General features: G+C 72.0%; 25 protein-coding genes. 21 read left to right on the top strand and 4 right to left on the bottom strand.

The features are described 5' to 3' along the window. Positions 1-36: 36 nt before the first annotated feature. Positions 37-2250: an ATP-dependent DNA helicase RecG gene (locus J4N02_RS10120; RefSeq protein WP_188332854.1), complete on the top strand. Its 2214-nt coding sequence runs from the start codon at positions 37-39 to the stop codon at positions 2248-2250. On the opposite strand, the gene J4N02_RS10115 is transcribed toward J4N02_RS10120, so the two are convergent. Together J4N02_RS10115 and J4N02_RS10110 are read right to left on the bottom strand one after the other, a co-directional pair. Then, positions 2247-2486, bottom strand: a complete 240-nt coding sequence (locus tag J4N02_RS10115) for a pyridoxamine 5'-phosphate oxidase family protein (protein ID WP_182815839.1) — start codon at positions 2484-2486, stop codon at positions 2247-2249. The genes J4N02_RS10120 and J4N02_RS10115 overlap by 4 nt on opposite strands. 1 nt (position 2487) lies before the next feature. Continuing rightward, the gene (locus J4N02_RS10110; protein ID WP_188332855.1) at positions 2488-2919 is read right to left on the bottom strand and encodes a pyridoxamine 5'-phosphate oxidase family protein; all 432 of its coding nucleotides are present in this window, start codon (positions 2917-2919) and stop codon (positions 2488-2490) included. A gap of 35 nt (positions 2920-2954) precedes the next feature. Between J4N02_RS10110 and J4N02_RS10105 the strand changes: the two genes are divergently transcribed. The 11 genes from J4N02_RS10105 (at position 2955) to ftsY (ending at position 12971) form a co-directional block, all read left to right on the top strand. Beyond that, the gene (locus J4N02_RS10105; protein ID WP_188332856.1) at positions 2955-3539 is read left to right on the top strand and encodes an RsmD family RNA methyltransferase; all 585 of its coding nucleotides are present in this window, start codon (positions 2955-2957) and stop codon (positions 3537-3539) included. Further along, on the top strand, positions 3536-4027 hold the full coding sequence (gene coaD, locus J4N02_RS10100; RefSeq protein WP_182815845.1) for a pantetheine-phosphate adenylyltransferase: 492 nt from the start codon (positions 3536-3538) through the stop codon (positions 4025-4027). The genes J4N02_RS10105 and coaD overlap by 4 nt, the downstream gene beginning before the upstream one ends. Further along, positions 4024-4452: a hypothetical protein gene (locus J4N02_RS10095; RefSeq protein WP_188332857.1), complete on the top strand. Its 429-nt coding sequence runs from the start codon at positions 4024-4026 to the stop codon at positions 4450-4452. Before coaD ends, J4N02_RS10095 begins: the two co-directional genes overlap by 4 nt. Positions 4453-4576: 124 nt before the next feature. Then, positions 4577-5122, top strand: coding sequence for a DUF177 domain-containing protein (locus J4N02_RS10090; protein WP_188332858.1), 546 nt, complete (start codon positions 4577-4579; stop codon positions 5120-5122). 38 nt (positions 5123-5160) lie between these two features. After that, a complete protein-coding gene (gene rpmF, locus J4N02_RS10085) occupies positions 5161-5352 on the top strand; it encodes a 50S ribosomal protein L32 (protein WP_188332859.1) in 192 nt (63 codons plus the stop codon). Next, positions 5349-6047, top strand: coding sequence for a ribonuclease III (gene rnc, locus J4N02_RS10080; RefSeq protein WP_208090927.1), 699 nt, complete (start codon positions 5349-5351; stop codon positions 6045-6047). The genes rpmF and rnc overlap by 4 nt, the downstream gene beginning before the upstream one ends. Next, on the top strand, positions 6048-6884 hold the full coding sequence (gene mutM, locus J4N02_RS10075; RefSeq protein ID WP_188332861.1) for a bifunctional DNA-formamidopyrimidine glycosylase/DNA-(apurinic or apyrimidinic site) lyase: 837 nt from the start codon (positions 6048-6050) through the stop codon (positions 6882-6884). 31 nt (positions 6885-6915) lie between these two features. Then, positions 6916-7500 carry a GtrA family protein gene (locus tag J4N02_RS10070; RefSeq protein WP_243760773.1) on the top strand — a complete coding sequence of 195 codons (585 nt, stop codon included), beginning with the start codon at positions 6916-6918 and terminating at the stop codon, positions 7498-7500. 9 nt (positions 7501-7509) lie between these two features. Then, on the top strand, positions 7510-11073 hold the full coding sequence (smc, locus tag J4N02_RS10065; protein WP_188332862.1) for a chromosome segregation protein SMC: 3564 nt from the start codon (positions 7510-7512) through the stop codon (positions 11071-11073). 45 nt (positions 11074-11118) lie between these two features. Next, positions 11119-11784 (top strand): hypothetical protein, encoded by a 666-nt coding sequence (locus tag J4N02_RS10060; RefSeq protein WP_188332863.1) that lies wholly within the window; start codon positions 11119-11121, stop codon positions 11782-11784. Between the two features lie 23 nt (positions 11785-11807). Next, on the top strand, positions 11808-12971 hold the full coding sequence (gene ftsY / locus J4N02_RS10055) for a signal recognition particle-docking protein FtsY (protein ID WP_243760772.1): 1164 nt from the start codon (positions 11808-11810) through the stop codon (positions 12969-12971). Between the two features lie 9 nt (positions 12972-12980). Here the strand turns inward: ftsY and J4N02_RS10050 are convergent, their stop codons facing one another. Next, complete coding sequence (locus J4N02_RS10050) at positions 12981-13166, bottom strand: hypothetical protein (RefSeq protein ID WP_188332864.1); 186 nt, start codon at positions 13164-13166, stop codon at positions 12981-12983. 381 nt (positions 13167-13547) lie between these two features. Between J4N02_RS10050 and ffh the strand changes: the two genes are divergently transcribed. The 9 genes from ffh to J4N02_RS10005 all read left to right on the top strand — a co-directional run bounded on the left by ffh (position 13548) and on the right by J4N02_RS10005 (position 22149). Beyond that, positions 13548-15131 (top strand): signal recognition particle protein, encoded by a 1584-nt coding sequence (gene ffh / locus J4N02_RS10045; RefSeq protein WP_182815861.1) that lies wholly within the window; start codon positions 13548-13550, stop codon positions 15129-15131. A 32-nt stretch (positions 15132-15163) separates the two neighbouring features. After that, positions 15164-16360 (top strand): amidohydrolase family protein, encoded by a 1197-nt coding sequence (locus tag J4N02_RS10040; RefSeq protein WP_188332865.1) that lies wholly within the window; start codon positions 15164-15166, stop codon positions 16358-16360. Positions 16361-16547: 187 nt separating this feature from the next. Continuing rightward, a complete protein-coding gene (gene rpsP / locus J4N02_RS10035) occupies positions 16548-17021 on the top strand; it encodes a 30S ribosomal protein S16 (RefSeq protein ID WP_188332866.1) in 474 nt (157 codons plus the stop codon). A 2-nt stretch (positions 17022-17023) separates the two neighbouring features. Beyond that, entirely contained in the window at positions 17024-17275 is a 252-nt protein-coding gene (locus J4N02_RS10030) for an RNA-binding protein (RefSeq protein WP_182815867.1), read from the top strand. Between the two features lie 70 nt (positions 17276-17345). After that, a complete protein-coding gene (gene rimM / locus J4N02_RS10025; protein WP_188332867.1) occupies positions 17346-17864 on the top strand; it encodes a ribosome maturation factor RimM in 519 nt (172 codons plus the stop codon). Beyond that, positions 17864-18562 carry a tRNA (guanosine(37)-N1)-methyltransferase TrmD gene (gene trmD / locus J4N02_RS10020; RefSeq protein ID WP_182815871.1) on the top strand — a complete coding sequence of 233 codons (699 nt, stop codon included), beginning with the start codon at positions 17864-17866 and terminating at the stop codon, positions 18560-18562. Before rimM ends, trmD begins: the two co-directional genes overlap by 1 nt. A gap of 202 nt (positions 18563-18764) precedes the next feature. Next, positions 18765-19400: a succinate dehydrogenase cytochrome b subunit gene (locus J4N02_RS10015; protein ID WP_375539336.1), complete on the top strand. Its 636-nt coding sequence runs from the start codon at positions 18765-18767 to the stop codon at positions 19398-19400. Beyond that, a complete protein-coding gene (locus J4N02_RS10010) occupies positions 19388-21391 on the top strand; it encodes a fumarate reductase/succinate dehydrogenase flavoprotein subunit (RefSeq protein ID WP_188332869.1) in 2004 nt (667 codons plus the stop codon). The genes J4N02_RS10015 and J4N02_RS10010 overlap by 13 nt, the downstream gene beginning before the upstream one ends. After that, a complete protein-coding gene (locus tag J4N02_RS10005) occupies positions 21388-22149 on the top strand; it encodes a succinate dehydrogenase/fumarate reductase iron-sulfur subunit (RefSeq protein WP_188332870.1) in 762 nt (253 codons plus the stop codon). The genes J4N02_RS10010 and J4N02_RS10005 overlap by 4 nt, the downstream gene beginning before the upstream one ends. Before the next feature lie 82 nt (positions 22150-22231). Here the strand turns inward: J4N02_RS10005 and J4N02_RS10000 are convergent, their stop codons facing one another. Next, a complete protein-coding gene (locus J4N02_RS10000; RefSeq protein WP_188332871.1) occupies positions 22232-22930 on the bottom strand; it encodes a DUF6498-containing protein in 699 nt (232 codons plus the stop codon). Positions 22931-22960: the final 30 nt, after the last annotated feature.

The raw sequence follows: 22960 nt of genomic DNA, 5'->3' as shown, positions 1-22960 counted from the left end.
CGGGGATTGTCCGGGGCGCTCGCTAGGATCGCCGCCATGGCACCCCGGGAGTGGAGGACCGCCGCGTTCGCCGAGCTGAACGCGCCCCTGTCGACCGTCCTGGGCGCCCAGGCGAAGCACTTCGAGGCGCTGCGCATCCACACCGTCGGTGACCTGCTGCGCCACCTGCCCCGGCACTACCTCTCCGGCACCGAGCTCACCGACCTCGCGACGCTGGAGGAGGGCGAGCACGTGGCCGTCATGGCCCGGGTCGCCGAGATCGCCGTGCACGAGGGCCGCGGGGGTCCGTCGCGCGGGCGGCGTGGGCCCCAGTCCCGTCTCGAGGCCACCCTGACCGACGGCGTCGGACGGCTGCGGGCCACCTTCTTCGGGGGCAACCACCTGGTCAAGTGGTGGGCCAAGCAGCTGGACGAGGGCGTCCGCGGCATCTTCGTCGGCAAGGTCGGGGCCTTCAACGGCCGCCCCCAGATGACGCACCCGGCCTTCGTGATGCTGGACGCCCAGGGCCGGGTCGTCGGCCGGTCGGAGGAGAAGGAGAAGATCGCCGACCTCGCGCGGTCCGGCCTGGTCGGGCTGTACCCCGCCACGGCGAAGCTGAAGACGTGGACGATCGCCGAGTCGGTCCGGCTGGCGCTGCACACCCTCGACGGCGTCGAGGACCCGTGGCCGGCCTGGGTGCGCGAGCGGGCGGGCGTGGTCGGGCTGCTGGAGGCCTACTCCGCGGTCCACCGGCCGGGCAGCCGCGGCGACATCGAGTGCGGCAACGACCGGTTGCGCTTCGACGAGGCGTTCGCCACCCAGCTCACGATGGCTTACCGCCGCGCCGAGAACGCCCGGCAGTCGGCGGGGCCGCGCCCGCGGCGTCCGGACGGGTTGCTCGACGCGTTCGACGCCCGCCTGCCGTTCACGCTCACCGAGGGGCAGCGCCGCGTGAGCGAGGAGGTGTTCGCCGACCTGGCCCGCACCCAGCCCATGCAGCGGCTGTTGCAGGGCGAGGTCGGGTCGGGCAAGACCCTCGTCGCGCTCCGCGCCATGCTGGCCGTGGTCGACGCCGGCGGCCAGGCCGTCCTGCTCGCGCCCACCGAGGTGCTGGCCCAGCAGCACCACCAGACGATCGTGGGGCTGATGGGGGAGCTGGGGATGGGTGGCGGGGTCCTCGGCGCCCCCGAGCACGCCACCGACGTGGTCTGCCTGACCGGCTCGATGCCGGCGGCGGTGAAGAAGTCGGCGCTGTTCAAGATCGCCTCGGGCGAGGCGGGGATCATCGTCGGCACCCACGCCCTGCTGGCCGACCACCTCCAGTTCGTCGACCTGGGCCTGGTGGTCGTCGACGAGCAGCACCGCTTCGGCGTCGAGCAGCGGGCGGTCCTGACCGACCGCGCGCACGCGCGACCACACGTGCTGGTGCTGACGGCCACGCCGATCCCCCGGTCGGTGGCGATGACGGTGTTCGGCGACCTCGAGGTCTCGACGCTGGCCGAGCTGCCGCAGGGGCGCGCCGACGTGACCACCACGGTGGTCGACGCCCGGCGCCGCCCGGCCTGGGTCGACCGGGCGTGGGAGCGGGTCCGCGAGGAGGTGGCCCAGGGGCGCCAGGTGTTCGTGGTCGCCCCCCGCATCGGCACCACGGCCAAGGAGGGTGAGGGGCTCGGCGTGCTGCAGTTGGCCGAGCAGCTGCGCTCCGGGCCGCTGGCCGGGGTGCGGCTGGGCGTCCTGCACGGGCAGCTGCCGGCGGAGGAGAAGGAGGCCGTCATGGGGTCCTTCGCCAGCGGCGACCTCGACGTGCTCGTCGCCACGACGATCGTCGAGGTGGGCGTCGACGTGCCGAACGCCTCGATGATGGTGGTCTGGGACGCCGACCGCTTCGGCATCAGCCAGCTGCACCAGCTGCGCGGCCGGATCGGCCGCGGCGGGCTGCCCGGGGTGTGCCTGCTCGTGAGCGCGGCCGAGCCCGAGGCCGAGTCCTGGCAGCGGCTCGCGGCGGTCGCCTCGACCCGCGACGGCTTCGTGCTCGCCGAGCTCGACCTGGCCCAGCGGCGCGAGGGTGACGTGCTGGGCGCCAGCCAGTCGGGGGGCCGGTCCACGCTGCGCCTGCTGCGGGTGCTGGAGCACGCCGACATCATCGACAGCGCGCGCACGATCGCGGTCGACGCGGTGGAGCGGGACCCGGGGGCGGAGACGCCGGGGTTCGCCGACGCGGTGACCCAGACCAACCTCGTCGCCGACGGCGACTGGATCGAACGGGCCTAACCGCCGGCCTGCGCCGCCCGGGCCGCGTCGTTGAGGGTGAAGCGCCGCCCCGAGAACTTCGTGCCGATGTCGGTGCGCACGACGAGCCCGCGGTCGTCGACGGCGAAGTTGACCGGGAAGACGTCGGGTTCGCCGGCCATGACCACCACCAGGCGACCCACGGGGACGCCCTCCAGCAGGGCCCAGCACTCCTCCGGACCGAGCGGCTGGATCGGTTCGGGGTGGAACGCGCCCACGTCAGCCGACCGGGTGGAAGGGTTCAGGCTTGGGGCCGAAGCGGAAGCGGCGTCCGGTGACCTCGTCGACCTCGAGGCGCACCCAGTGCTCCTTGTGGGTCGGCACCCACGGGTCGAGCTCGAGGGAGGTGGCGGACTCGCGCTCCTCGCCCTCCATGACGTGGGGGGTGCCGTGGGCCAGCACGCTGACCGCGCCCTCGTGCGTCCACTCGTCGACCTGGAATGCCATGCGTCCGCCCAGGGAGGCCGCGAGCAGCTTGCTGCCCTCAGCGGTGCGGAACACCAGGGACTGCCCGTCGACCACGTAGTTGACGGGGAAGATGTCGGGCTCGCCGCCGATCACGATGGCCAGGCGCCCGATCCGGTGGGCGGTGAGGAACTCCCAGGCCTGCACCTCGTCGAGTTCCTGGACCGTGTCGTGCGGCGTCGTCATGACCCCGATCATCCCATGTCGCTAGCCTCGTCCCCATGGGTCGGATCATTGCCGGACGTGCCAGGGGCCACCGCGTGGCCGCCCCGTCCCACGCGCGGACGCGCCCGACCAGCGATCTCGTGCGGGAATCGGCGTTCAACCTGATCGCGGACTGGGCCGGCACGGTGGGGGAGGCCGCAGACCACATGCTGGACAGGTTCTCGTTCCTCGACCTCTACGGCGGCACCGGCGGGGTGGGGCTGGAGGCGGCGTCCCGCGGGGCGGGTCCGGTCGTGTGCGTCGAGAAGGACCGGTCCACGGCGGCGCTGGCGCGCGAGAACGCCACCGCCACGGGGCTGGACGTCCAGGTGGTCGCATCCTCGGTCGACGCCTACCTCGCCGGGGCGCCGCAGGTCTTCGACGTGGTGTGGTTCGACCCGCCCTACGACCTGCCCACGGCCGTGGTGGACGCCCAGGTGGCGGCCGTCGTCGACCGCTGGCTGGCCCCCGACGGGCTGGTCGTCGTCGAGCGGGCCACCCGCGACACGCCGCCCAGCTGGCCCGATTCCCTCACTGACCAGCGCGCACGGCGTTACGGTGAGACGACCCTGTACCTCGCCAGCAAGGAGGACGACCGATGAGGGCCATCTGCCCGGGATCGTTCGACCCGGTCACCCACGGGCACCTGGACATCATCGAGCGGGCCGCGCAGATGTTCGGCGAGGTCGTCGTGGCCGTGGGTCGCAACAGCGCCAAGAACTACCTGTTCACCCCCGACGAGCGCGCGGCGATGATCGCCGAGGCCACCGCCCACCTGCCCAACGTGCGGGTGGAGATGCTCGAGGGCCTCCTGGTCGACTTCTGCCGCGACCGCGACATCGACGTGATCGTCAAGGGCCTGCGCTTCGCCAGCGACTTCGAGTTCGAGCTGCAGATGGCCCAGATGAACTTCGCGCTGTCCGGCATCGAGACGATCATGCTGCCCACCGCGGCCCGCTGGGCGCACCTGAGTTCGACCATGATTCGCGAAGTTGCGAAGCTGGGCGGTGACGTGTCCCAGTTCGTGACCGCCGACGTCGCGGACCGCATCCGGGCCAGGACGGCCCCCGTCGAAGGAGGAACGGCATGAGCGCCGACGCAACCGAGGCCCTGTCCGCCATCAGGTCGCTCGTCGAGCAGGCCAAGGGCGTGCCCATGACGTCCAACGTGCTCGTCCCCCGCGCCGAGGTGCTGGAACTGCTCGACCGGGCCGAGTCGGCGGTGGCCGCACAGGGCGCGGTCCCGGCCGCCGAGGCCGAGGCGATCCTCGAGCAGGCCCGGGCCGAGGCCGAGGGCATCGTGGCCGAGGCGCGCGGGCGCGCCGAGGGGCTGGTGTCCGAGACCGAGGTCTCCCGCGCCGCCGAGGAGGAGGCCCTCGCCTTCAAGCACGAGGCCGACACCTGGGTCGACGGGCGCCTGTCCGAGCTGGAGACCGGCCTGCACCGCACGCTGGAGCAGATCGAGACCATGCGGGAGCGCCTCCACCAGCGGTCCCGGATCGACGACGAGGAGTGAGCCGGCACCCCGCCGCGCGCGGGGCGACGACACCCACGGCGTCCGTTTGGACGCTCGGGGCGTGAGCAGGTAAAGTAGCCATTCGGTTATGACGCTGTCGTGCCAGCAGTGAAGGGGTCCCGCGATGACGAATCGCTCCATCGACCCTCGCTCGGTCCTCGTTTTCGACATCCACGAATTCGGGCACCGCGCGGGCGGGAGCAAGGAGATCGTCGACGACGTACCCGCACCTGAGGGCATCGGCAACGACGTGATCGGAGTGCCGACCGAGTCTCCGATCCACCTCGACCTTCGGCTCGAGGGGGTGGGTGACGGGGTGTTGGCCACCGGCGTCGCTGAGGTTCAGCTGCGCGGGGAGTGCGCTCGGTGCCTGACCGAGATCGAGGCGGACGCCGAGATCGACCTGCAGGAACTGTTCCTCTTCCCGGGCACGGACCCCGACGACACCGAGGCCAGCCGTGTCGAGGCCGAGATGATCGACCTCGAACCCGTCCTGCGGGACGCGGCGATGCTCGACCTGCCGTTCATCCCCCTGTGCCGGGAGGATTGCGCCGGGTTGTGCCCCACCTGTGGGGTCAACCTGAACGACGATCCCGACCACGGGCACGGCGAGGCCATCGACCCGCGCTGGGCCGAGCTCGCCGGCTGGGCTGAGGGCACCCAGGACTGAGACACCGGGGCAGTCGCCCCACGACCGAGGAGTTTGACGTGGCTGTTCCCAAGCGGAAGATGTCCCGCAGCAACACGCGCGCCCGCCGTGCGCAGTGGAAGACGTCCGCGCCGCAGCTGGTGACCTGCGCCAACGCCGCCTGCCGTGCGAAGCACCTGCCGCACACCGCGTGCCCCGAGTGCGGCCAGTACGGCCCACGCGCGGCGCGCCGCCAGGTCCTCGACCAGTGACCGACGCGGCGCGACGCCGCGTACATGACCTACTCGACCAGCTGGGGATCGACATCGATCCCCAGCTGTTCGAGCGTGCGTTGACCCACCGTTCGTGGGCCTACGAGAACGGCGGCTCCCCCCACAACGAGCGCCTGGAGTTCCTCGGCGACTCGGTGCTCGGGGTCGTCGTGACCGAGCACCTCTACCGCACCTACCCCGACGAGCCCGAGGGCTGGCTGGCGAAGATGCGTGCCGCCGTCGTCAACACGTACGCGCTGGCCGACGTCGCCCGCGGGCTGGAGCTCGGCAGCCTGCTGAAGCTGGGCAAGGGCGAGATCGGCACCGGGGGCGACGACAAGGACTCGATCCTCGCCGACGCCACCGAGGCGGTCATCGCCGCGGTGTTCCTGTCGGCCGGCCGGGACGCCGCGGAGGCCTTCGTGCATGCGCTCATGGACCCGGTGGTCGCCACCGCGTCGGCCGAGGGGCGCTCCACCGACTGGAAGACCGCCCTGCAGGAGCTCGCCGCCGAGCGCGGCCTGGGCGCGCCCGGCTACGAGCACACCTCGACCGGGCCCGACCACGACAAGCGGTTCCACGCGGTGGCGGTCGTGGCCGGCACCACCTACCCGGGCGCGAAGGCCCGGTCCAAGAAGCTCGCCGAGCAGGCCGCCGCCAGGCTGGCCCACGAGGCGCTGTCCGAGGCGGGCTGAGTGCCCGAGCTCCCCGAGGTCGAGGTCGTCCGGCGCGGTCTGGAGCCCGCGGTCACCGGGCGCCGCATCGACGGCGTCCAGGTGCTGCACCCGCGCCCGGTCCGCCGTCACGCGGCCGGTCCCGACGACTTCGCAGCCTCCCTGACCGGCCGCACCTTCGGCGTCCCGCGCCGGCGCGGCAAGTTCCTCTGGCTGCCGTTCGACGACGGTGACGCCCTGCTGGCCCACCTGGGCATGTCCGGCCAGTTCCGTCTGGACGCCCCCGGCGCACCCCTCCAGCGGCACGCCCGGGTGCTGCTCGACCTGGCCGACGGCGTCCAGCTGCGTTTCGTCGACCAGCGGATGTTCGGCGGCCTGTCGCTGTCGCCCGGCGGTGCCGAGCTCCCCGACGAGGTGGCGCACATCGCCCGCGACCTGTTCGACCCCGAGCTCGACCGCGACGCGCTGGTCGCGCGCATCGGGCGCAGCCACAGCGCGATCAAGCGGGTGCTGCTGAACCAGACCGTCGTGTCCGGCATCGGCAACATCTACGCCGACGAGGCCCTGTGGCGGGCCCGCGTCCACTCCGAGACCCCGGCGTCGGCGCTGCCGCCGGCGGCGGTCGCCGCGCTGCTGGAGGCCGCGCGCGCCGTGATGGCCGAGGCCCTCGACCAGGGCGGCACCTCCTTCGACGCGCTCTACGTCAACGTGAACGGCGAGTCCGGCTACTTCGACCGCACCCTCGACGCGTACGGCCGCACCGACCAGCCGTGCCGGCGCTGCGGGACGCCGATGACGCGGCAGTCGTTCATGAACCGCAGCTCCTTCTCGTGCCCCACCTGCCAGCCGGCGCCGTGACCCCCTGCCGAGGCGGTAGGCTCTCGTCTCCGTGAACCCCGTTACCAAGCTGTGGACCCGCTGGGGCAACAGCATCCGCGAACTGCTGAAGTTCGGCATCGTCGGCGGCGCCGGCGTCGGCGTGAACATGCTGACGGTCGCGGTCGCACACAACATCGGGTTCCACGTCTTCGGGGTCGAGGACTACGACGCGTTCATCCCCCTGCCCGGCACCGAGCGGGCCCTGCGGTTCTACATCGTCTACGCCGGCATCGCCTTCGTCGTGGCGAACCTGTTCAACTTCTTCTGGAACCGGCACTGGACGTTCCGCAACCAGGGCGAGCGCGCGCCCGTGTGGAAGGAACTCCTCCCGTTCCTCCTCGTGGGGGCGGTGGCCCAGCTCGTCGGCTTCGTGATCCTGTACCTGCTGCGCAACCCGGGCTCGCCCGCCTACCTGAGCCACGCGTTCTTCACCGACGCCGGGCCGTGGTGGACCAAGCGCCTGTACTGGGCGCAGCTGATCCAGATCGTGCTCGTGATGCCGATCAACTTCGTGGTCAACAAGCTGTGGACGTTCCGCGCCGTCCGCCGGCGACACGCGGCGTCCACCCCCGTGGCCGGGCCGCCCGCTCCGTAAGGTGGCCGTGTGTACCTCAAGTCCCTGACGCTGCGCGGCTTCAAGTCGTTCGCGTCGGCGACGACCCTGAACTTCGAGCCGGGCATCACCTGCGTGGTCGGACCCAACGGGTCGGGCAAGTCCAACGTCGTCGACGCCCTGAGCTGGGTGATGGGCGAGCAGGGCGCCAAGACGCTGCGCGGCGGCAAGATGGAGGACGTCATCTTCGCCGGCACCGCCGGGCGCGCGCCGCTGGGCCGCGCCGAGGTGAGCCTGACCATCGACAACATCGACGGCGCGCTGCCGATCGAGTACACCGAGGTCACGATCAGCCGCACGATGTTCCGCGCCGGGGGCTCGGAGTACGCCATCAACGGCAACCCCGCCCGCCTCCTCGACGTGCAGGAGCTGCTCAGCGACTCCGGCATCGGCCGGGAGATGCACGTCATCGTGGGGCAGGGGCAGCTCGACACGATCCTGCAGGCCACCCCCGAGGTGCGCCGCGGCTTCATCGAGGAGGCCGCCGGCGTCCTGAAGCACCGCAAGCGCAAGGAGAAGGCGCTCCGCAAGCTCGACGCCACCCAGGTCAACCTCGACCGCCTGGCCGACCTGGTCGCCGAGATCCGCCGCCAGCTCAAGCCCCTGGGCCGGCAGGCCGAGGTGGCCCGCAAGGCCGCGGTCGTGCAGGCCGAGCTCCGGGACGCCAAGGCCCGCCTGCTCGCCGACGACTACGTGATGGCGTCGCTGGCGCTGGAGTCCGACCTGGCCGCCGAGGCCGAGATCAAGGCCCGGCGCAAGGCGCTCGAGGACGCCCTGGAAGCAGCGCGCGAGGCCGAGGCCGAGGCCGAGGCGTCCGTGCGCGAGGTGGCGCCCGAGCTGAACCGCGCGCAGGAGACCTGGTACGCGCTCGCCGCGCTGCGCGAACGCACGGCCTCGACGCTGAGCATCGCGCAGGAGCGGGTCCGCAACGCCGCGACCGTGTCGGCCGATGACCGCCGGGGTCGCGACCCCGAGCTCATCGAGGCCGAAGCCGCCGGGGTGCGCGAGACCGAGGAGGCGATCAACGCGAAGGTCGCCGAGCGGGCCGAGGCCCTGCGTGCCGCCTCCGTGGCGCGCGAGGAGGCCGAAAGGGCCCACGCCGAGGCCGAGAAGCAGTACGCCGCGCAGTTGCGCGCGATCGCCGACCGCCGCGAGGGCCTGGCCCGGCTCGCCGGCGAGGTCAACTCGCTGAAGTCGCGCACCGAGGCCGCCGACGCCGAGATCGAGCGGCTGCGCTCGGCCGGTACCGAGGCCCGCAAGCGCGCCGACGAGGCCCGCGCCACGTTCGCCCGCCTCGAGACCGAGTTGGGCGGGCTGACCGAGGGCGAGGAGGACCTGGACGCCGAGCACGAGTCCGCCGACGCCGAGCGGGTCGCCGCCACCGAGGAGCTGGAGTCGCTCAAGGCGCAGGAGCAGGCCGCGCAGCAGGAGCGGGCGTCCATCGCCGCGCGGCTGGAGGGCCTGAAGGTCGGCCTCGACCGGCGCGACGGGTCGGGGGCGCTGCTGGCGGCCTCGGCCGAGCTGTCCGGCGTGCTCGGCTCGGTGGGCGCGCTGGTGCGCGTGGAGCCGGGCTTCGAGTCGGCCGTCGCCGCCGCCCTGGGCGGCGCCGCCGAGGCGGTCGCCGTCACCGGGCTGGACGCCGCGATCGAGGCCTTCGCGCACCTGAAGTCCGACGACCTCGGACGCGCCGGGCTGCTGCTCGGTGGTGCCGCGGACGTGGGGGACCGCTCCGATTGGCCCGACCTCCCCGCCGGCGCCCGTTACGCGGTCGACACCGTCACCGCCGACGCCGGGCTCGTGCCCGCCCTGACCCGGCTGCTGCGCAAGGTCGCCGTCGTCGACGACCTCGCCGCGGCCCGCTCGCTCGTCGCGGCCCTGCCCGACACGAGCGCCGTCACCCGCGACGGCGACCTGCTGTCGAGCTGGTTCTCCACGGGTGGCTCGTCGGCGCGCCCGAGCCTGATCGAGGTGCAGGCGGCGGTGGACGAGGCGTCCGAGGCGCTGGTGCGGGCGCAGGCGGATGTCGAGCGCCTGGCGTTCGCGCGCGCGGCCGCCGTCACCAAGCTCGAGGCCGCCACCCAGCGCACCGAGGCCGCCCTGGCCCGCCTGCACGAGTCGGACGCCCAGTTCTCGGCCCTGGCCGAGCAGCTGAGCCGGCTGAACCAGTCCGCGCGGGGCGCGATCGCCGAGGCCGAGCGTCACGACGCGTCGGTGGCGAAGGCGGAGGAGGGCCGCGACCGCAACGCCGAGGCGCTCGCGGGCCTCACCGAGCGCCTGCGCGTCGCGCAGGACACCAGCCAGGTCGCCGAGGCCGACCCGTCCGAGCGCGATCGGCTGGCCGTCGAGGCCGCCCGCACCCGCCAGGCCGAGATGGAGGCCCGCCTCGCCCTGCGCACCGACGAGGAGCGCGCCCGCGCGCTGGCCGGCCGCGCCGAGTCCCTGCTGCGCGCGGCGCGCGCCGAGCGCAACGCGCGCGCCGAGGCCGCCGCCCGCCGCGAGAAGCTGCGCCGCGAGGCCGAGGTCGCCCGGGCCGCGGCCGCGGCGTCCGAGTGGCTGCTCGGCGTGGTCGCCACCTCGCAGGAGGCGGCCGGCCGCGCGCGCAAGCTGGCCGACGAGCGCCGCGTGGAGGCCGACCGGCGCGTCCACGACGCCCGGCAGCGCAGCCGCGACCTCGCCCGCCAGTTCGAGGGCATCGTCGACGTCGCCCACCGCGACGAGCTCGCCCGCGCCGAACAGCGGATGCGGATCGAGTCGCTGGCCGAGAAGGCGCTCGAGGAGCTCGGCCTGGCCGCTGAGGTGCTAGCGGACGAGTACGGCCCCGACCAGCTCGTGCCCGTGCTGACCCGCCCGGACGGGACGGCGCTCACCGAGGACGACGAGCAGCCCGAACCGCGCCCATTCGTCCGCGAGGAGCAGGAGAAGCGGTTCCGCACCGCCCAGCGCAACCTCGACCTGCTCGGCCGGGTCAACCCGCTTGCGCTGGAGGAGTTCGAGGCGATGAGCGAGCGCCACCAGTTCCTGGCCGAGCAGCTCGACGACCTCAAGCGCACCCGCACCGACCTGCTCGGGATCATCGCCGACGTGGACGCCCGCGTGGAGCAGGTCTTCGCCGAGGCCTACGCCGACGTGGAGGCCGCCTTCGAGCACTCCTTCGCCCGGCTCTTCCCCGGCGGCGAGGGACGCCTCGTGCTCACCGAGCCCGGGTCCTGGCTCACCACCGGCGTGGACGTCGAGGCCCGGCCCGCCGGCAAGAAGGTCAAGCGGCTGTCGCTGCTCTCGGGCGGGGAGCGGTCGCTGGTGGCGGTCGCGTTCCTGGTCGCGCTGTTCAAGGCCCGCCCGAGCCCGTTCTACATCCTCGACGAGGTGGAGGCGGCCCTCGACGACACCAACCTCGGCCGCCTGCTCGGCATCTACGAGGAGCTGCGCGAGAACAGCCAGATGCTCGTGATCACCCACCAGAAGCGGACGATGGAGATCGCCGACGCGCTCTACGGCGTCACGATGCGCGAGGACGGCATCTCCACGGTCATCAGCCAGCGCCTGCGCGAGGGTTGAGCCCGCCTCGGGCATACTGGACGACGACCAAGGAGGTGACCCCCCATGCCCGTCATGATCTTCACGATGCTCATCGTGCTGGTGCTGGCCGCCGCGATCATCGCGGTCGTGGTCATGGGGATGGAGGGCACCGGCCGCCGGCAGCACCCCGAGATCGCCGAGGCGATGGCGCGCACCGCCCGCCACCTCAACGGCGAGGGCGAGCCGCCCCGGGCGCTCGTGCAGCTGTTCGACGAGATCGACGAGGTCCCCGACCTCAACGTGCGTGACCTGCCCGACAAGCTCCGCAACCTGCGTTCCGCCGCCTCCGCGCGCTCGGCCTGGTCGGCGCTGTCTGCCCGCTCCGCGGCGTCCGCGAACCCGCCCGAGGCGCCGGAGGGCGAGGCGCCCACCGGCGTCGACGCACCCGAGGTGTGGGCACCGACCGCCCCGGAGGCCTCCGGTGTCGACGAGTCGGCGGCACAGGCCATGAGCGACGCGCTGTCCGCGCCGGCGCCCCAGGAGCTCGACGACGACCCGTACGGCGTCTTCGGCATCACCGACCCCGAGCACGACCCGGCTGCCTCCGCTGACGAGGCGTCCGCCGCCGACGACCTCGCGGAGCCGGCCGAGGAGACCTCGGCGGAGGCGTCCGGCGAGCCGGGTGAGGATGCCGTCAACGGCGACACCGTGGTCCGTGTACGCCTGCCGGAGGGCGAGCCGAGGGCCTGACCCCGCGGCACTAGGATGGCCGGGTGACGCTGAACTTCAACGACCCCACGCTGCTCTGGATCATCGTCGGCGCCGTCGTGGCGCTGGCCGCGATCGTGACCACCGCGCTGGTCGTCCGCAACCGCCGCGTCCGCGAGCTGGAGCGCCGGGACCGCCCCTCGATCGAGACCCCCACCGCGCCGCCCGCCACCCCGTCCGACGGCGTCCTCGTCGAGGAGCCGGTGGCACCCACCGAGCCCGCCGCCCCCACCACCGAGCGGCCCGAGGCAGCCGGCACGCGCCTGTCCCGGCTGCGCCGCCGCCTCGCCGGCTCCAACAACGTGCTCGCCCAGGCCCTGCTGGGCCTGATCAGCACCGACCGGCTCGACGCCGACACCTGGGACGACTTCGAGGCCACCCTGATCGGCTCCGACCTCGGCGTCGGCCCGACCACCGAACTCGTCGATACCCTGCGCAAGGAGCTGTCGATCGACGGGGTCAACGACCCCACGCGCGCCCGCACCGTGCTGCGCCAGGAGCTGGTGAAGCTGGCCGACCCGACCCTCGACCGCGCGCTCAACGTGACCGGCGCCGACGGCCTGCCCGCCGTCGTGCTGGTCGTCGGCGTGAACGGCACCGGCAAGACCACGACCGTGGGCAAGCTGGCCCGCCTGCTGGTCGCCGAGGGCAAGACCGTCCTGCTGGGCGCCGCCGACACGTTCCGCGCCGCGGCCGCCGAGCAGCTGCAGACCTGGGGCGACCGCGTGGGCGTCGAGACCGTCCGCGGCCCCGAGGGCGCCGACCCCGCCTCGGTCGCCTTCGACGCCGTGGACACCGGCGTCGCCAAGGGCGTCGACGTGGTGCTGGTCGACACGGCCGGCCGCCTGCACAACAAGTCCAACCTGATGGACGAGCTGGGCAAGATCCGGCGCGTGATCGAGAAGCGCGCCCCGATCACCGAGTGCCTGCTGCTGCTGGATGCCACGACCGGCCAGAACGGCCTCATCCAGGCCCGCGTGTTCGACGAGGTGACCGACCTCACCGGCATCGTGCTGAGCAAGCTCGACGGCTCGGCCAAGGGCGGCATCGTGGTGCAGGTGCAGCGCGAGCTCGGCATCCCGGTGAAGTTCATCGGCCTGGGCGAGGGCGCCGACGACCTGGCCCCCTTCACCGCCGAGGGCTTCGTCGACGGCCTGCTGGGGGAGTGACGCCCGCGCTCAGCGGGTGAGCGCCCGGTCGACCGCGTCGGGGTCGGGCAGGTAGTACAGCACCAGCGAGCGCAGGATGCGCGTGACCCGGTCCAGCGCGGTGCGCCGCTCCGCCTCCGAGGCGGTGGCTCGGGCCAGCCGGGCCGCCTTCGCCGCCCGCTCCGCGTCGGCGACCGCCACGCGCTCGACGTGCACGTCGGTCGCCGCCAGCAGGGCGGCCCCGATCGTGGCCCGGCGGGGAGCCGGTGGACCTCCGCCTCCTTGGCCGGGTCGTGGGCCGGCTCCTGGCCCAGGGCGCGCTGCGCGGCGGCGAGCAGGGGGTCGGTGCGGGCCGAGAGCGTCGACCACCGGACGGCGACGTCGTCCCCGAGCCGCGTCACCCGCGCCGCGAGGACCACCTCGGAGCTGCCCTCGACAGTGCCCCGTGCGACCACGGAGCGGCCGACGAGGTCGCCGACGGGCGTGTCGTGGGGGAGCAGGGCCCAGGCCATGGCACAAGGATTCCACGCGCGCGGCGTCCGGGTGCGGTCGGGGTAGGCTGGGGCGGCACCGATCTGTCCTGACGAGAAGGCACGCATGTTCGACACCCTGCAAGACCGCCTCCAAGCCACGTTCCGCAACCTGCGCGGCAAGGGGCGGCTCACCGACGCCGACATCGACGCGACCGCGCGCGAGATCCGCCTCGCGCTGCTCGAGGCCGACGTCAACCTCGGCGTCGTCAAGGACTTCGTGGCCGCCGTCAAGGAGCGTGCCAAGGGCGAGGAGCTCAGCCAGGCGCTGAACCCGACCCAGCAGATCATCAAGATCGTCAACGAAGAGCTCGTCGAGATCCTCGGTGGGCAGGCCCGCCAGCTGCGGTTCGCCAAGAACCCGCCGACCGTCATCATGCTCGCCGGTCTCCAGGGTTCCGGTAAGACGACGCTCGCCGGCAAGCTCGGCCTGTGGCTGCGCGAGCAGGGCCACACGCCCATGCTGGTCGCCGCCGACCTCCAGCGCCCCAACGCCGTGAACCAGCTCCAGGTCGTCGGTGGGCGCGCCGGCGTCCCGGTGTTCGCGCCCGAGCCGGGCAACGGCGTCGGCAACCCCGTCGAGGTGGCGCGGGCCTCCATCGAGGAGGCCAAGCGCAAGTACTACGACACGGTGATCGTCGACACCGCAGGCCGCCTGGGCGTGGACGCCGAGCTGATGCAGCAGGCCGCCGACATCCGCGACGCGGTGAACCCCGACGAGATCCTGTTCGTCGTCGACGCCATGATCGGCCAGGACGCGGTCAACACCGCGAACGCCTTCGCCGAGGGCGTCGGCTTCGACGGCGTCGTGCTCTCCAAGCTCGACGGTGACGCCCGTGGTGGTGCGGCGCTGTCGATCGCGCGCGTGACCGGCAAGCCGATCATGTTCGCCTCCAACGGCGAGTCGCTGAAGGACTTCGACCTCTTCCACCCCGACCGGATGGCCAGCCGCATCCTCGACATGGGTGACCTGCTCACCCTGATCGAGCAGGCCGAGAAGACCTTCGACGCCGAGCAGTCGCGCAAGGCCGCCGAGAAGATCATGGGGTCGGGCGACTTCGGCCTGGACGACTTTCTGCAGCAGATGCAGGCCGTGCGCAAGATGGGCCCGATGAGCAAGATCCTCGGCATGATGCCGGGCATGGGCCAGTACAAGGAGGCCCTCGGCGCCATCGACGAGCGCGAGATCGACCGCATCGAGGCGATCATCTACTCGATGACCCCGGCCGAGCGTGCCAAGCCCGAGATCCTCAACGGGTCGCGGCGCTCGCGCATCGCCAACGGGTCGGGCACCACGGTCCAGGACGTCAACGGGCTGGTCAACCGCTTCATGGAGACCCGCAAGATGATGCGCCAGATGGGCAAGGGCGGCGGCCTGCCCGGCATGCCCCCCGGCATGGGGGCCATGGGTGGCATGCCCGGCCTGCCCGGGCGCCCGGCCAAGCAGCAGGCGAAGAAGGCGGCCAAGGGGAAGAAGGGCGTGTCGGGCAACCCGGCCAAGCGTTCCGGCAACCCCGCGGCGGCGTCCGCGCCCGAGCAGTTCGTGCCGCAGACCGAGGCCGAGATGCAGCAGGCGATGGCCGACTTCCAGCTGCCGCCCGAGCTGCAGAAGATGTTCAACCAGCAGCAGAACAAGGGCCCCTTCGGCTGACGCCGGGCGCCGTCGTGCGGCAGGGTGGTGCCATGGCGCACCACCACCACGACGACGTACCGCTGGACGCTTTGGGCCAGCCCCTGACCGCCCACACCCACACCCACGACGGGTCGACGCACACGCACGTGTACGCCGACGTGCCCGCCGGGCCGCCCTCGCGGCTGCACCTGCGCGGCACGGTCCTGCCCGAGGGCGAGGTGCGCGACGTCTGGGTCGTGGACGGGGTGGTGGCGTCCGAGCCGGTTGCGGACGCGGTCACCGTGGCGACCGACTGCTGGATCCTGCCCGGCCTCGTGGACGCCCACTGCCACATCGGGATGGGGCCGAACGGTGCCACGGACGCCGAGGATGTCGAGCGCCAGGCGCTGCTCGACCGCGACGCCGGCACGCTGCTGGCCCGCGACACCGGCGTGCCGACCGACACCCGCTGGGTCGACGACCGCGAGGACCTGCCCCGCATCATCCGGGCCGGACGCCACATCGCACGGCCCCGTCGCTACATCCGCAACCTGGCCGAGGAGGTCGAGCCCGAGGACCTTGTCGAGGAGGTGCGCACCCAGGCGCGCGCCGGCGACGGCTGGGTCAAGCTCGTGGGCGACTGGATCGACCGGGACGCCGGCGACCTGCGCCCGCTCTGGCCGGCCGACGTGGCGGCCGCGGCGATCGGGGCGGCCCACGAGGAGGGAGCGCGGGTGACCGCGCACTGCTTCGACGAGCGGTCGGTCACCGAGCTCGTGGACGCCGGGATCGACGGCATCGAGCACGGCACCGGGCTGGACGACGACACCATCGCGACCATGGCCGAGCGCGGCGTGGCGCTGGTGCCGACGCTGTGCAACATCGAGACGTTCCCGCAGATCGCGGCGGCGGGGGAGGAGAAGTTCCCCACCTACGCCACGCACATGCGGGCCCTGCACGCGCGCCGGTTCGAGACGATCGGCAAGGCCGTGGACGCCGGCGTCCCGGTGTACGCGGGCACCGACGCCGGCACCTCCATCCCGCACGGGCTGATCGCCGAGGAGGTCGAGCTGTTGGGCCGCGTCGGGGGAGCGGAGTTCGCGCTCGGCGCGGCCTCGTGGCGGGCCCGGGAGTGGCTGGGAGTGGACGGGCTGGCCGACGGGGCGTCCGCCGACCTGGTCGTCTACGACGCCGACCCCCGCACCGACCTGTCGGTCGTGCGGCACCCACGGCTGGTGATCCTGCGCGGGCGGGTCGTGCGCTCCTGACCCGGTTGGGCGGATCGGGGCCGCGTCTGGCACAATGGCCGATGCGCTGTGCCCGCGGGTGCCCTCTCACGCCCTCGGCTGCAGTCCACCCGAGTTGGGCGTGAGGTTGTCCCACGCCGAAGGCCCCGCTCACCCGATCCCGTCCCTGCGCGTCGCAGGGGCATGTTCCAACAGGAGAACCACACACGTGGCTGTCAAGATTCGTCTGAAGCGGATGGGCAAGATCCGCAACGCGCAGTACCGCATCGTCGTCATGGACTCGCGCTCCAAGCGCGACGGCCGTGCGATCGAGGAGATCGGCATCTACCAGCCGAAGAACGACCCGTCGGTGGTCGAGGTCAACTCCGAGCGTGCGCAGTACTGGCTCGGCGTCGGCGCCCAGCCGTCCGAGACCGTCGAGAAGATCCTCAAGCTGTCGGGTGACTGGCAGAAGTTCAAGGGCTCCGACGAGCCGTCGGGCATCAAGCCGCAGGCCGAGAAGGCCGACAAGTTGGCCGCCTTCAACAGGGCGCTGGCCGAGTCCGACGACGAGCCGGCCACCGGCGCCTTCTCCTCGCGCAAGAAGAAGGCCGAGGAGGCCGAGGAGGCCCCCGCCGCCGAGGCTGACGCCCCCGAGGCCGAGGCCCCCGAGGCCGAGGACGCCGCGTCCGACGAGGCGTGATCGTGCTCGCGGACGCACTGGAGCACCTGGTGCGCGGGCTCGTGTCCAACCCCGACGACGTCGTCGTGTCCGACCTGGACCGCCGACGCGTCCGGACGCTGGAGGTCCGCGTCAACCCCGAGGACATCGGCAAGGTGATCGGGCGTCAGGGCCGCACTGCGGGTGCCCTGCGCACGGTCATCACCGCGCTGGCCGGTCGTGAGCAGGTCCGGGTCGACTTCGTCGACGTGGACCGCCGCCCCCGCCGCCGCTGAACCACACCGGTCCCCGGTCCGTCTCGAACGGGCCGGGGACCGTTCTCATCCCCCAGGGAAGGAGCCCGGAATGGGCGAGACCGTCGACGTCCTGGTCGGCACGATCGGGCGCGCGCACGGGCTGCGCGGCGAGGTGAGTGTGCACGTGCGCACCGACGAGCCCGAGCGCCGCTTCACCCCGGGGGCGAGCCTGCGGGTGGGCGACCGGCCCCGCACGGTCGCGAGCGCGCGCTGGCACTCCGGCACGCTCCTGCTCGGCCTGGAGGGCGTGACGGACCGCACCGCGGCCGAGGCGCTGCGCGGCCGGGAGCTGTGGGCCGACGTGCCCGCCGGCGAGGCCCCCGCCGACGAGGGCGAGTACTGGGACCGCCAGCTGGTCGGCCTCGAGGTGCTGGACGCCGCGGGTGCGGTCGCCGGCACCATCGGCGAGGTGCTGCACCTCCCCGCCCACGACGTGCTCGTCGTGCGCACGTCCGGGGGCGACCGCTTGGTCCCGTTCGTGTCCGAGGTCGTCCCGGTGGTCGACCTCGAGGCCGGCCACGTCCGCGTGGCCGACATTGGCGGCCTGTTGAGCGACGAGGACGCCTGATGTACTTCGACATCGTCTCGATCTTCCCCGACTACTTCGCGCCGCTGGACCTGTCCCTGGTCGGCAAGGCGCGCCGCGCCGGCCTCGTGGACTGGGAGGTCCACGACCTGCGCCGCTGGACCTACGACCGACACCACACCGTCGACGACACCCCCTACGGGGGCGGCGCCGGCATGGTGATGAAGCCCGAGCCGTGGGGCGAGGCGCTCGACCACGTCCTCGACCGGGCCTGGTCGCTGCCCACGCTGGTCGTGCCGACCCCGTCCGGCGAGCCGTTCACCCAGGCGATGGCCCACGAGTTCGCCGCCCTGCGCCACCTCGTGTTCGCCTGCGGCCGCTACGAGGGGATCGACGCGCGCGTGGTCGAGCACGCGGCGTCCCGGATGCCCGTGCGCGAGGTCAGCCTCGGCGACTACGTGCTCAACGGCGGCGAGGTCGCCGTGCTCGCGATGGTCGAGGCCGTCGTCCGGCTGGTGCCCGGCGTCGTGGGCAACCCGCACTCCCTGGTGGAGGAGTCGCACTCGGTGGAGGGGGAGGGGCTGCTCGAGTACCCCGTGTACACCAAGCCCCCGAGCTGGCGCGGTCTGGACGTGCCCGAGGTGCTGATGTCGGGCCACCACCAGAGGGTGGCGCAGTGGCGCCGGGAGCAGTCGTGGGAGCGGACGGCGGGGCGGCGTCCGGACTTGTTGCCGGAATAGCGCAAAGCCCAATAACGCAAGCATTTGCTTGCGGTATTCACCGCTGTGGGCGCCCGATTCCTGCGAACCGGTCACGGCTGTCCGAAACGCTCACGTCGATGGGACATTCAGCGGAGAACTTGGCTAAGTTGTGGCCGTGGCGACAACAACACTGACTCCTCACCAGCGAGCAGTCCGGTCAACGGTGACCATGAAGGTCGTGATGGCCATCACCGGTCTCATCATGGTCGGCTTCCTGCTCATGCACATGTACGGCAACCTGAAGGTGTTCCTCGGCGCCGACGCGTTCAACCACTACGCGCACTGGCTCAAGGGCGACATCCTGTACCCGCTCGTCCCGTCGGGCACGTTCATCTGGATCTTCCGCGTCTTCCTGCTCGTGGCGATCGTGGCGCACATCTGGTCGGCAGCGGTGCTGACCGGCCGCGCGCACTCGGCCCGCAGCTCGAAGTACGCCGTGACCAAGCGTCTCTCGCAGACGTACGCCGCGCGCACCATGCGCTGGGGCGGCGTCATCCTGGCCGGCTTCCTGGTCTTCCACCTGCTGCAGTTCACCGCGCAGGTCGTGACCACGGGCTTCCGCGCCGGTAGCGAGCCGTACGACATGGTCATCGCGAGCTTCTCGCAGTGGTGGGTCACCCTGGCCTACCTCGTGTGGGTGGCCATCGTGTGCCTGCACGTCCGCCACGGCGTCTGGAGCGCCCTGACGACGCTCGGCGCGAACACCTCCGCCAAGGCCCGCTCGTTCCTCAACGGCCTCGCCTGGGTGATCGCGATCGTGCTGTTCGTCGGCTTCATGATCATGCCGCTGGCCGTTCAATTCGGATGGGTGAAGTAATGACTGTGACTGATTTCTTCCAGGTGGGCGCGGACATCCGCGACACCAAGGCCCCCGCGGGTCCGATCGAGAAGAAGTGGGCGACCCGCAAGTTCCAGGCGGCGCTCGTGAACCCGGCCAACCGCCGGAAGCTCTCGATCATCGTGGTCGGCACCGGCCTCGCCGGTGGCGCCGCCGCCGCGACGCTGGGCGAGGCGGGCTACAACGTCCTGAACTTCTGCTACCAGGACAGCCCCCGCCGCGCGCACTCGATCGCCGCGCAGGGTGGTATCAACGCGGCCAAGAACTACCGCAACGACAACGACTCGACGATGCGGCTGTTCTACGACACCGTCAAGGGCGGCGACTACCGCGCCCGCGAGACGAACGTCTACCGCCTCGCCGAGGTCAGCGCGAACATCATCGACCAGTGCGTCGCGCAGGGCGTCCCGTTCGCCCGTGAGTACGGCGGCCTGCTCGACAACCGTTCCTTCGGTGGCGTCCAGGTGCAGCGCACCTTCTACGCCCGCGGCCAGACGGGTCAGCAGCTGCTGATCGGCGCCTACCAGAGCCTGGAGCGCCAGGTCGCGGCGGGCACCGTGAAGATGCACACCCGCCACGAGATGCTCGAGGTCATCCTGGTCGACGGCCGCGCCCGCGGCATCGTCACCCGCAACATGGTGACCGGCGCCATCGAGGCCCACACCGCCGACGCGGTCGTGCTCGCCACCGGTGGCTACGGCAACGTGTTCTTCCTGTCGACCAACGCGATGGGCTGCAACGTCACCGCTTCGTGGCGTGCGCACCGCAAGGGCGCCTACTTCGGCAACCCGTGCTACACCCAGATCCACCCGACCTGCATCCCGGTGCACGGCGACACCCAGTCCAAGCTCACGCTGATGTCCGAGTCGCTGCGCAACGACGGTCGCATCTGGGTGCCCAAGCGTGCCGAGGACTGCACGAAGGACCCGCGGCAGATCGCCGAGGAGGACCGCGACTACTACCTCGAGCGCATCTACCCGGCGTTCGGCAACCTCGTGCCGCGTGACATCGCGTCGCGCCAGGCCAAGAACATGTGCGACGAGGGCCGCGGTGTCGGTCCCGCCGTCGAGGAGGTCGACCACAAGACCGGCGAGAAGCGCCAGGTCCGTCGTGGTGTGTACCTCGACTTCGCGTCGGCGATCGAGCGCATGGGCCAGAAGGCCGTCGAGACCAAGTACGGCAACCTCTTCGACATGTACGCCCAGATCACGGGTGAGAACCCGTACGAGACGCCGATGCGCATCTACCCGGCCGTGCACTACACGATGGGTGGCCTGTGGGTCGACTACGACCTGATGAGTTCGATCACCGGCCTGTACGTGACCGGTGAGGCGAACTTCTCCGACCACGGTGCGAACCGCCTCGGCGCCTCGGCGCTGATGCAGGGCCTGGCCGACGGCTACTTCGTCCTGCCGAACACGATCAACGACTACCTGTCGAAGGCCCCCTTCGACAAGGTCGGCCAGGACCACCCGGCGGTCGTCGAGGCGCTGACCGAGGTCAACGAACGGGTCAACCGCCTGCTCTCCATCCAGGGCACCCGCACCGTCGACAGCTTCCACAAGGAGCTCGGCAACATCATGTGGGAGTACTGCGGCATGGAGCGCACCGAGGAGGGCCTGAAGTTCGCCATCGGTCGCATCCGTGAGCTCCGCGAGGAGTTCTGGAGCAACGTCAAGGTCACCGGCGTCAACGAGGACTTCAACCAGACCCTCGAGCGCGCCGGCCGCGTGGCCGACTTCCTCGAGCTCGGCGAGCTCATGTGCGTGGACGCCCTGGTCCGTCGCGAGTCCTGTGGCGGTCACTTCCGGGCCGAGTCCCAGACCGAGGACGGGGAGGCGCTGCGTCACGACGACGAGTTCCTGCACGTGTCGGCGTGGGAGTACACCGGCGCCGGCAACGCGCCGATCCTGCACAAGGAGCCGCTGGAGTACGAGTTCATCGAGCTGAAGCAGAGGAGCTACAAGTGATCATCAACCTGCGCGTCTGGCGCCAGGCCAACGCCCAGTCGGCCGGCAAGATGGTCAGCTACCGGGTCGAGAACGTGTCCGAGGACATGTCGTTCCTGGAGATGCTCGACCTGCTGAACGAGGACCTGACGGTGAAGGGCGAGGAGCCCATCGCGTTCGACCACGACTGCCGCGAGGGCATCTGCGGCATGTGTGGCGTCGTGATCAACGGCACCGCGCACGGTCGCGGCAACTCCCCGGTCCCGACCACCACGTGCCAGCTGCACATGCGCTCGTTCGCCGATGGGGCCACCATCGACGTCGAGCCGTGGCGGGCCGGTGCGTTCCCGGTCATCAAGGACCTCGTCGTCGACCGCACCGCGTTCGACCGCATCATTCAGGCCGGTGGCTTCATCTCGATCAACGCCGGTTCGGCCCCCGAGGCCCACTCGGTGCCGGCCCCGAAGATCCAGGCCGACCGCGCGTTCGACGCGGCCACCTGCATCGGCTGCGGCGCGTGCGTGGCCGCCTGCCCCAACGGGTCGGGCATGCTCTTCACCGCCGCGAAGATCACCCACCTGGCGATGCTGCCGCAGGGCCAGCCCGAGCGGTACAGCCGCGTCAAGACGATGGTGGCCCAGCACGACGCCGACGGCTTCGGTGGCTGCACCAACATCGGCGAGTGCGCGGCGGTCTGTCCCAAGCAGATCCCGCTGGACACGATCAGCGCCCTGAACCGCGACCTCATGAAGTCGCTGTTCAAGAAGGACGGCAAGTAGTCGTTCCCGCCACACGTCAGGCCGGTCCCGCTCACGCGGGGCCGGCCTGCGGCGTTGGGAGGGGCGCCGGCGTCCGGGTCGGTCAGTGGGTGGTGAACCGCTGGTCGCCGATCGTCCACTGCACCGGGCGGCCCGCGGTGAGGGCCTCGAACGCCATTTTGACCAGCACGAGGAGGACGACGACCAGGCCCGCGGAGGTGACCTCGACGCCGAGGCCGGCGAACGCCTCCCGGAGGCGGGCGAGGATCGCGGCCAGGCCGGTCGGCTCCATGCCGGGCATGGTGAGGGATCCGAGCATGAGGCCCCAGCCCAGGATCGTGGTCACGTGCAGCACGATCATGCGCGGGTAGGGCAGCACGAACGCCTGCATGGGGGTGGTCCGGTGGCGGACGCCCGCGCCGAACCACACCGTGACCAGGTCGGCGGCGTGCCGCACGAGCACGAGCAGGGCCGGCACGAGCAGCGCGCCGACGGTGAACTCGGCGCCCATCCAGAACGACAGGACGGCGACGAACACCAGGTGCACCACGCAGAAGATCCCGTAGTGCAGGGTGAAGAAGACCGGACGCCGCGTCTGCGGCTCCACCTCTGCCGTGAGGATCCGGACGAGGGTGCCCACGCCCATCAGCACGTTCTCCACCCAGAACAGCAGCAGGACGTTGCCGGCCGGCCAGCCCCAGAACAGGACGCCGGCGACGAAGACGAGGTTGAGGGCGAGGGCGAGGCCGATCTCGCGGCGGCGCCCGACGGGCCTGGCGGGGGCCTCAATGGGGTGGGTCACGCGGCACACCCTAGCGACCCAGGCTCCGCC

The organism is Propioniciclava sp. MC1595 (assembly GCF_017569205.1).
Lineage (GTDB): Bacteria > Actinomycetota > Actinomycetes > Propionibacteriales > Propionibacteriaceae > Propioniciclava.
Note: the sequence above shows the minus strand (reverse complement) of the source record. Positions and strands in the feature narration are given on the sequence as shown.

Bases quoted from the DNA above. Each gene is read 5' to 3' on its own strand.
- J4N02_RS10120 (WP_188332854.1), top strand. From the start codon at position 37: ATGGCACCCCGGGAGTGGAGGACCGCCGCGTTCGCCGAGCTGAACGCG.
- J4N02_RS10110 (WP_188332855.1), bottom strand. From the start codon at position 2,919: ATGACGACGCCGCACGACACGGTCCAGGAACTCGACGAGGTGCAGGCC.
- J4N02_RS10105 (WP_188332856.1), top strand. From the start codon at position 2,955: ATGGGTCGGATCATTGCCGGACGTGCCAGGGGCCACCGCGTGGCCGCC.
- coaD (WP_182815845.1), top strand. From the start codon at position 3,536: ATGAGGGCCATCTGCCCGGGATCGTTCGACCCGGTCACCCACGGGCAC.
- J4N02_RS10095 (WP_188332857.1), top strand. From the start codon at position 4,024: ATGAGCGCCGACGCAACCGAGGCCCTGTCCGCCATCAGGTCGCTCGTC.
- J4N02_RS10090 (WP_188332858.1), top strand. From the start codon at position 4,577: ATGACGAATCGCTCCATCGACCCTCGCTCGGTCCTCGTTTTCGACATC.
- J4N02_RS10060 (WP_188332863.1), top strand. From the start codon at position 11,119: ATGCCCGTCATGATCTTCACGATGCTCATCGTGCTGGTGCTGGCCGCC.
- ffh (WP_182815861.1), top strand. From the start codon at position 13,548: ATGTTCGACACCCTGCAAGACCGCCTCCAAGCCACGTTCCGCAACCTG.
- J4N02_RS10040 (WP_188332865.1), top strand. From the start codon at position 15,164: ATGGCGCACCACCACCACGACGACGTACCGCTGGACGCTTTGGGCCAG.
- rimM (WP_188332867.1), top strand. From the start codon at position 17,346: ATGGGCGAGACCGTCGACGTCCTGGTCGGCACGATCGGGCGCGCGCAC.
- trmD (WP_182815871.1), top strand. From the start codon at position 17,864: ATGTACTTCGACATCGTCTCGATCTTCCCCGACTACTTCGCGCCGCTG.
- J4N02_RS10015 (WP_375539336.1), top strand. From the start codon at position 18,765: ATGGCCATCACCGGTCTCATCATGGTCGGCTTCCTGCTCATGCACATG.
- J4N02_RS10010 (WP_188332869.1), top strand. From the start codon at position 19,388: ATGGGTGAAGTAATGACTGTGACTGATTTCTTCCAGGTGGGCGCGGAC.